This window comes from Solilutibacter silvestris (genome assembly GCF_050574925.1).
In the GTDB taxonomy this organism is placed as follows: domain Bacteria; phylum Pseudomonadota; class Gammaproteobacteria; order Xanthomonadales; family Xanthomonadaceae; genus Solilutibacter; species Solilutibacter silvestris_A.
Genome location: NZ_JBCMOO010000003.1, coordinates 266053 through 273837 on the forward strand (window position 1 = coordinate 266053; position 7785 = coordinate 273837).

The window sequence follows — 7785 nt, forward strand, 5'->3', positions numbered from 1 at the left end:
TCAGCCGTTCGGATGGGACAGCGCCCGCAGGAAATCGCCTGCCGCCCCGGGGACGGCCAGCAGCACCGCCAGCATGCCGAACGCCGCACCCCAGAGATGGGCGCTGTGGTTGACGTTGTCCTGCCCGCGCCGATCCATCCAGATCGAATAGGCGACATACAACACGGCGTAGATGATCGCCGGGATGCCGATCGCACCGTAGAGATAGATCTTTTCCCACGGCGCGATCACGATGAAGGCGAACAGGCAGGCCGAGACCGCGCCCGATGCGCCGAGACTGCGATAGCCGGCGTCATCGCGATGCGCGAGATAGCTGGGCAGGATCGACACCACCAGCGCCGCGAGATAGAACGCCACGAAACCGAGCGTGCCAAACAACCGTTCCACGATCCGCCCGAAGAAATACAGGGTGAACATGTTGAAGAACAGGTGCATGCCGTCGGCATGGATGAAGCCGTAGGTCACCAGGCGGTCGTACTGCTTGCTGCGGTTGACCGCAGGCGGCCACAGGATGAGGCGCGCCATCAGCGCCGGCTTCTGCCATGCCAGGAACGAGATCACTACAGTGATGGCGACGACGATCAATGTCATGGGCATGGGCGGCGGTTCGATGGATGCGTTGGCGACATGATGCCCTAACATCCAGCGCATGGAATTGAGACTGCCCGCGCCACAGGAAGAAGCCGAATTCCGGCGGGCAGTGGCTGCAGTGCCCACTGACAATCCGACCTTTCTGCATTTCCATCGCCCGGGCATGTCGCTTGCCGAATACGTGGACGTCCTGGGGAAACAGGCGCTCGGCATCGATCCCACGCCGGGCCGCGAAGTGCCATCGATCTTCCTGTTCGCCTTCGTCGGCGACCGCATCGTCGGGCGCGCGTCGATCCGCCACTGCCTCGATCACCCGTTGGGTCAGATGACCGGCCATATCGGTTACGCGGTGCTGCCGGAATTCCGCGGCCGTGGCCATGCCAGTGAAATCCTGCGCCTCGCGACCGGGCATGCCCGCGAACGGTTGCACATCCCGCGCGTCCTCGTCACCTGCGACCCCGGCAACCTCGCGTCGATCCGCGTGATCGAGAAAAACGGTGGCGTGTTCGAGGACGAACGCTTCGATGCCGAAACCGGCATGCGCAAGCGGCGCTACTGGATCGACGCGCTGGCCTATGATGGTTGACGACAACACCGGCTTCGCGACAGGACAGCGATGAGCAACGATCTCCCCGATATCTATACCGAGCAGGAAGGGTATTCGCCCGACACCCTGGCGAGCCTCGGTCCGCTGCGTCGACTCGCTGGCGAGTGGCGCTCCGACAAGGGCGTCGACATCAATCCCAAGGCCGATGGCCCGGAGCGTCGCGTCTACAGCGAATACATCAGCATGCAGCCGATCGACCCGCAGTCGAACGGACCGCAACTGTTGTACGGACTGCGCTATCACGTCCACATCAACACGCCGGAAGAGCAGATCACCTTCCACGACCAGGTCGGCTACTGGCTGTGGGAGCCGGCGACCGGATTGATCATGCAGAGCCTGACCATCCCGCGCGGACAGGCACTACTGGCCGGCGGTACCGCACGCCCCGACGACAAGCGCATTTCGGTCGAAGCCCGTCGCGGCGATACCCGTTTCGGCATCTGCTCGACCACCTTCCTCGAGGAAGCGTTCCGCACCGACTATTACCGCATCGACATCGACTTCAACGATGACGACAGCTGGACCTACGTGACCCGCACCGATCTGGCCATCCGCGGCAAGACGCCGGCATTCGACCATCGCGATACCAACACGATGCGACGCATCGCGCCGGCCAAGCCGAATCCGCTGGTCAATCCGGCGATCCGCGAGACGGGGGAGTAACCCGGCGGAAATCGACCGGGCGTATACGAAAAAAGCCAGCACGATGTGCTGGCTTTTCCGTTAATGGCGCGCCCGGAGCGATTCGAACGCCCGACCCCCAAGTTCGTAGCCTGGTGCTCTATCCAACTGAGCTACGGGCGCGCTGAGCCGGTCATTATGCAGATGTGGGCAGGGGCCGTCAACGGCCAGGCCATCCACGCCAAGGCGGCCAATGCCTGCGCCCAGCCCCCCAGCAGGACCGGAAGGACGAAGACGGCCACGAACCACAGCACGGCCAGGACACCCATCATCCCGCGTTGCCCGGGCGCGGCAGCGATCACCAGGGCCACAGTCGCAGCCGATACCGCGATCAGCCACAGCATCCATAGCGCGGCATGGTGCTGGCCGCCCTCGCCCGCGAGGTCGCCGGCATCGATCGGCGACAGGCCGAGCGCGAACCATGCCAGCGCCGCGATGGCGAGCAGCCACAAGGCGATGCCAGTCGCCATTCCACTCGCATCGCGCGAATGCCAGCGTCGCCATAGCGCGGCCGCCAGCAATGCCGCTCCCGGCACGATGAAGGCCAGGAGATTGAAGACGAGCGCGCCCGGCGTGTCCCGTGCACCCGCAACCGCGAGCGCATGCCGCGGCGTCCATTCGCTGGCATGGCTGGCCCAGGCCAAGGCAAGCACGAATGCCACAAGCGCGACGAGGCCCATCCAGCGGTCGAAATGATTCCGGTTCATCGCGACAGTCTGCCTTGTTGCGATCATCCCGGCAGCGGGCATGCGATCATTTGCACCTGTTCCGACGAGGTGATCCATGTCCACGCACGTGCTCGATGTTTCCATGACGACCTTCGAGAGCGAGGTGCTGCAGGCATCGATGCAGGGCCCGGTCCTGGTCGATTTCTGGGCCGAATGGTGCGGCCCCTGCAAGTCGCTGACGCCGGTGCTGGAAAAACTCGCAGCCGAATTCAACGGTGCGTTCACGCTGGCCAAGGTCAACACCGAAAGCGAACCGGAGATCGCCCAGGCGTTCCAGATCCGTTCGATCCCGACCGTCTACCTGATCCGCAATGGCCAGCCGGTCGACGGCTTCCAGGGCGCGCTGCCGGAAGGCCAATTACGCGAATTCCTTGCCCGCAACGGCATCGAAGCCGCCGCAGGCGGCGATGCTGTCGAAGCCGTGCCCGCCCCCGTCGACCCGCACGAGGAAGTGGTGCGCCTGCGCAAGCTGGTCGAGACCGAAGCGGACAAGCCCGCACATCGCCTCGACCTCGCGCTGGCATTGCTCAAGACCGGCGCCGCGCAGGAAGCGGAAACCCTGCTCGATGCGCTGCCGGCCAATCTCGCCACTGACGACCGCGCCGTGCAGGCACGCGCGCGCCTCGGCTTCGCGGCATTGCTGAAGGATGCGCCGCCGGCGGCCGCGCTGGAACAGGCGATCGTCGCCAATCCCGGCGATCTCCACGCGCGCCATCTGCTCGGCGCGCACAAGCTGGTGGCGGGCGACGCCGAAGGCGCGCTCGAACAGTTCATGGAGATGCTGCGTCGCGACCGCCAGTTCGAGGACGGACTGCCGCGCAAGGCGTTGATCGATGCCTTCCGGGTGACCGAAGACGACGATCTGGTGGGCAAGTATCGCCGCCAGATGTCGGCGCTGCTGCTGTCCTGACATGCGGGTGACGCCAACGCGGCTGCGCTGGGTGATGAACATCTGGCCGCCTTTCCTGTTCACCGGCATCCGCGTGCAACACATCGGCGAGGATTGGCGCAGCGCGCGCGTGGTGCTGCGCAAGCGTCCATGGAACCGCAACTTCGTCAACACCCAGTTCGGTGGCAGCCTGTTCGCGATGACCGATCCGTTCTGGATGCTGTTGATCATGCATGCCATCGGCAACGACTACTTCGTCTGGGACAAGGCGGCGGCGATCGAATTCGTCAAGCCGGGCCGTGGCGACGTGTTCGCGCAATTCCATCTCACTGATGCCGACATCCAGTCGCTGGTCGATGAAGCCGCATCCGGCGGCAAGGTCCTGCACTGGTTCGATACCGACGTCGTCGACGGCTCCGGCGAAGTGATCGCGCGCGTGCGCAAGCAGATCTACGTGCGCAGGAAGCCGCCGAAGACCGCGACAACGTAAAATCGCGCCATGGCCTCCAAACGCTTCAATCTGTCCCTGCGCCGGCTGCTCGTCACCGGTCTCCTCACCCTGCTGCCGATCTGGTTGACCTGGGTGGTGCTGAGCTTCGTGTTCCGCATGCTCAGCGACATCAGCCGACCGTGGGTGCAACCGCTGCTGTCGTCGCTGGCACACACCTCGCCGGCGCTGGCGTGGTTGCAGCAGTCGGTGGTGATGGGCGCGGTCGCGCTGTTCGGCACCTTGCTGGTGATCCTGGTTGTCGGCTGGCTGGCGGAACACCTGGTCGGCCAGGCGCTGCTGGAATGGTTCGAAGCGCTGATCTCGCGCATTCCGCTCGCCAACAGCGTCTATTCCGGCGCGCGCAAATTGCTCGACACCGTGCAGACGTCACCCGATGGCACCCAGCGCGTGGTGCTGGTGGAATTCCCGCATCCGGGCATGAAAACCGTCGGGCTGGTGACGCGCGTCTTCCACGACGCCAACACCGGCGAAGAACTCGCCGCGGTGTTCATCCCGACCACGCCCAATCCGACCGGCGGTTACCTGGAAATCGTGCCGGTCGAACGCCTGGTCGCGACCACATGGTCCGTCGACCAGGCGATGAGCTTCATCATCTCCGGCGGCACCGTCGCGCCCGAATCGATTTCGTTCCGCAAACCCGAGTAACGACCGCCATGCGCATCGCCGCCCTGATCCTCGCCGCAACGCTGGCCATCGCGCCATCCATCGGCCGGTCGGCAACGAACGATGCGTTGACGCCACACCGCATTGCGCTGAAGGACGGCCACAGCTTCGACCTGCAGGCACCGGCATCGTTGCGCATCACGCCGCTGGCCGAAGGCTTCAAGCGCCCGCGCTTCTTCACGCGCAGCCCGGATGGCCGCATCTTCCTCACCGACATGCACGACCTCAGCGACAACACGCGCGGTGCGGTCTACATCCTCGACGGTTTCGATGCCGCGAACGGGAAAGTCGGCAAGATCACGGCGTGGGCGACCGGCCTGCGCAACCCCAACAGTGTCGCCTTCTTCAAGGACGCACAGGGCGTGCAGTGGATCTATGTCGCGCTGACGGATTCGCTGCTGCGTTATCGCTACACCCCGGGCGAACTGCATCCAACCGGATCGGCACAATTGGTCGCGCGCTTCCCCGACCACGGCATGAGCGCGGCCAACGGCGGTTGGCATCTCACCCGCACCGTGGTGCCGTCCAACGGCAGGCTCTACGTCTCGATCGGCAGCAGCTGCAACGCCTGCGTGGAAACGGAGGCCTTGCGCGCGGTGGTGGTGGAGATGAATCCCGATGGCAGCGGCCAGCGCATCGTGGCGCGCGGCCTGCGCAATGCGGTGTGGATGGCGATGGTCGATGGCCAGTTGCTGGCAACCAACCAGGGCGTCGACCATCTCGGTCCGAATGTCCCCAACGAAACCTTCTACGCGATCAAGTCCGGCGATTACGGCTGGCCGTCCTGCTACGTCACCGGCAAGGCGATCAAGGCCGATCCCAAATACCCGCGCAAGGAAGGTTGCGCGAATGTGATGCGTCCGCTGGCGACGTTTCCCGCGCACGCATCGGCACTCGGCTTCGATGTCTTCGCCAAGGGCGACAACGCCCAGCTTGGCGACGAAATCGTGGTCGCCCTCCATGGCTCCGGCAGCGTCCGCCTCGGGCGTGGCTACAAGCTGGTGCGGATGCGTCGCGACGGCTCGGGCCAGCGCGACCTCATCAACGGATTCCTGCAGGCCGGCAAGGTGATGGGCCGCCCCTGCGGCGTGCTGCGCGTGGGTCCCGACGCCTTCCTCTTCACCGACGACAAATCCGGCGTCGTCTACTACGTTCGCCCCTGACTTTGGGCACGGGTCGCCGATACGGGGCTGGCGCACACTCGCCTGCTATCCCCACCGGATGTCGACCATGCGCCTCGCCCGTCTCGCTCTTGCGGTAGCCATCGCCGCTGCAGTCCCGACCCTTCATGCCGCTCCGGCCAAGACCTCGCACGCGATGCCGGCGAGCAGCGCCAAGGCCAAGCAGCTCGATGCGCTCTACGCGCAGTACTGGGAAGAATCGCTGAAGCTCAATCCACTGGGCGCGACCTACCAGGGAGACAACCGCTACAACGACCAGCTGCCGGATTTCTATTCCGCGGCCTTCCGCAAGCAGAGTCACGATTTCACCGCGCGCTGGCTGAAGAAGATCGAATCGGTCGGCAGCACAGGCCTCGATGGCCAGGCCCTGATCAGCTACGACATCTTCGTGCATGACTCCAAGGAGTCGCTGGAAAGCGAACGCTATCCGGGCTGGATGATGCCGGTGGACCAGATGGGCAGCATCGCCACCAACATGGCTCAGCTCGGCAACGGCACCGGCGCGCAACCGTTCAAGACGGTGAAGGATTACGACAACTGGCTGAAGCGCGGCCGCCGCATTCCGGTGCTGGTCGACAGCATCATTGCCGACATGCAGGCCGGCGTGAAAGCGGGCGTGGTGCAGCCGAAGGCGCTGATGACCAAGGTGGTGCCGCAGTACGACGCCATCATCAAGGACAAGGCCGAAGACAGCCTATTCTGGGGGCCGATCAAGCAGATGCCGGCGAGTTTCAGCGCAGCCGACAAGGCGCGATTGACGAAGGAATACCAGTCGATGATCGCCAACGACATCATGCCGGCGTTCCGTAAACTGCGCGGCTACATCGCCAACGACTACCTGCCGAAGACGCGCGACAGCGTCGGCCTCGACAAGCTGCCGGATGGCGCCGCGTGGTACGCCTTCAACGTGCGCCAGACCACCACCACCGACCTGACGCCTGCGCAGATCCACGAACTCGGCCTGTCGGAAGTCGAGCGCATCCACGGCGAGATGCAGCAGGTGATGAAAGATGTCGGCTTCAAGGGCTCGCTGCAGGACTTCTTCAAGTTCATGCGCGAGGACAAGCAGTTCCAGTTCAAGTCCGAAGACGATCTGCTGAAGTTCTATCGCGGCCTGGAAGCGCGGATCATGAAGCGCATCCCCGAGCAGTTCTCGCTGGTGCCCAAGGCCGGCTTCGAGATCCGTCCGGTGGAAGCATTCCGCGCCGAATCCGCCGCTGGCGGCGAATACCAGAGCCCGAGCGAAGACGGCAGCCGCCCCGGCATCTTCTACGTCAACACCTTCGACCTGCCCTCGCGCAAGACCTGGTCCGCCGAAGACCTGTTCCTGCATGAAGCGATTCCCGGCCACCACTTCCAGATCGGCATCCAGCAGGAATTGAAGGGCGTGCCGGCCTTCCGTCGCTTCGGCGGCAACACGGCCTACGTGGAAGGCTGGGCGTTGTACGCGGAATCGCTGGGCAAGCCGCTGGGCGTGTATGAAACGCCGTACGACTACTTCGGCCGCCTGCAGGACGAACTGTGGCGCGCGATCCGCCTCGTCACCGATACCGGCCTGCACAGCAAGAGCTGGACGCGCGAGCAGACCATCGACTACATGATGAAGAACTCGGCGGTGTCGCTCACCGATGCCACTGCGGAAGCCGAGCGCTACGTCGCGTGGCCGTCGCAGGCGGTGGCCTACAAGATCGGCGAACTCACCATCCAGCGCCTGAAGAAGAAGGCACAGGCCGAGCTTGGCGATCGTTTCGACCCGCGCGGATTCCACGCCGAAGTGCTGAAGGACGGCGCGGTGCCGATGTCGATCCTGGAGCAGAAGGTCGATCGCTGGATCACTTCGAAGAAGGGCTGAAAGCATCGCCCGGCTGTGCGCCTATCGCGGTTGTCTGCAGCCGCCGACACGCCGTGAATACATCCATGTAGGCTCGTACGCA

Annotated in this window: 9 protein-coding genes and 1 tRNA gene; 7 read left to right on the top strand and 3 right to left on the bottom strand. The window is 64.5% G+C overall.

The window, feature by feature from the left end; translation table 11 throughout:
• The gene (locus ABE093_RS07970; RefSeq protein ID WP_430760348.1) at positions 1 to 597 is read right to left on the bottom strand and encodes a rhomboid family intramembrane serine protease; all 597 of its coding nucleotides are present in this window, start codon (positions 595 to 597) and stop codon (positions 1 to 3) included.
• Between the two features lie 52 nt (positions 598 to 649).
• Here ABE093_RS07970 and ABE093_RS07975 point away from each other — a divergent pair, with 52 nt between their 5' ends.
• Both ABE093_RS07975 and ABE093_RS07980 read left to right on the top strand, forming a co-directional pair.
• The gene (locus ABE093_RS07975; RefSeq protein ID WP_430760349.1) at positions 650 to 1177 is read left to right on the top strand and encodes a GNAT family N-acetyltransferase; all 528 of its coding nucleotides are present in this window, start codon (positions 650 to 652) and stop codon (positions 1175 to 1177) included.
• 30 nt (positions 1178 to 1207) lie between these two features.
• On the top strand, positions 1208 to 1861 hold the full coding sequence (locus tag ABE093_RS07980; RefSeq protein WP_430760350.1) for an FABP family protein: 654 nt from the start codon (positions 1208 to 1210) through the stop codon (positions 1859 to 1861).
• 64 nt (positions 1862 to 1925) lie between these two features.
• Here the strand turns inward: ABE093_RS07980 and ABE093_RS07985 are convergent.
• Positions 1926 to 2002: transfer RNA gene (locus ABE093_RS07985), tRNA-Arg, on the bottom strand.
• Positions 1993 to 2586, bottom strand: a complete 594-nt coding sequence (locus ABE093_RS07990; RefSeq protein ID WP_430760351.1) for a hypothetical protein — start codon at positions 2584 to 2586, stop codon at positions 1993 to 1995. Before ABE093_RS07990 ends, ABE093_RS07985 begins: the two co-directional genes overlap by 10 nt.
• A 76-nt stretch (positions 2587 to 2662) precedes the next feature.
• On the opposite strand from ABE093_RS07990, the gene trxA reads away from it, so the two are divergent.
• From trxA to ABE093_RS08015, 5 genes are all read left to right on the top strand, one after another.
• The gene (trxA, locus tag ABE093_RS07995; protein WP_430760352.1) at positions 2663 to 3517 is read left to right on the top strand and encodes a thioredoxin; all 855 of its coding nucleotides are present in this window, start codon (positions 2663 to 2665) and stop codon (positions 3515 to 3517) included.
• 34 nt (positions 3518 to 3551) lie between these two features.
• Positions 3552 to 3986 carry a DUF4442 domain-containing protein gene (locus ABE093_RS08000; protein WP_430760631.1) on the top strand — a complete coding sequence of 145 codons (435 nt, stop codon included), beginning with the start codon at positions 3552 to 3554 and terminating at the stop codon, positions 3984 to 3986.
• A gap of 9 nt (positions 3987 to 3995) precedes the next feature.
• Complete coding sequence (locus ABE093_RS08005; RefSeq protein ID WP_430760353.1) at positions 3996 to 4652, top strand: DUF502 domain-containing protein; 657 nt, start codon at positions 3996 to 3998, stop codon at positions 4650 to 4652.
• 8 nt (positions 4653 to 4660) lie between these two features.
• Entirely contained in the window at positions 4661 to 5833 is a 1173-nt protein-coding gene (locus tag ABE093_RS08010; protein ID WP_430760354.1) for a PQQ-dependent sugar dehydrogenase, read from the top strand.
• Between the two features lie 67 nt (positions 5834 to 5900).
• Positions 5901 to 7703 (top strand): DUF885 domain-containing protein, encoded by a 1803-nt coding sequence (locus ABE093_RS08015; RefSeq protein WP_430760355.1) that lies wholly within the window; start codon positions 5901 to 5903, stop codon positions 7701 to 7703.
• The last annotated feature ends 82 nt before the right edge of the window (positions 7704 to 7785 follow it).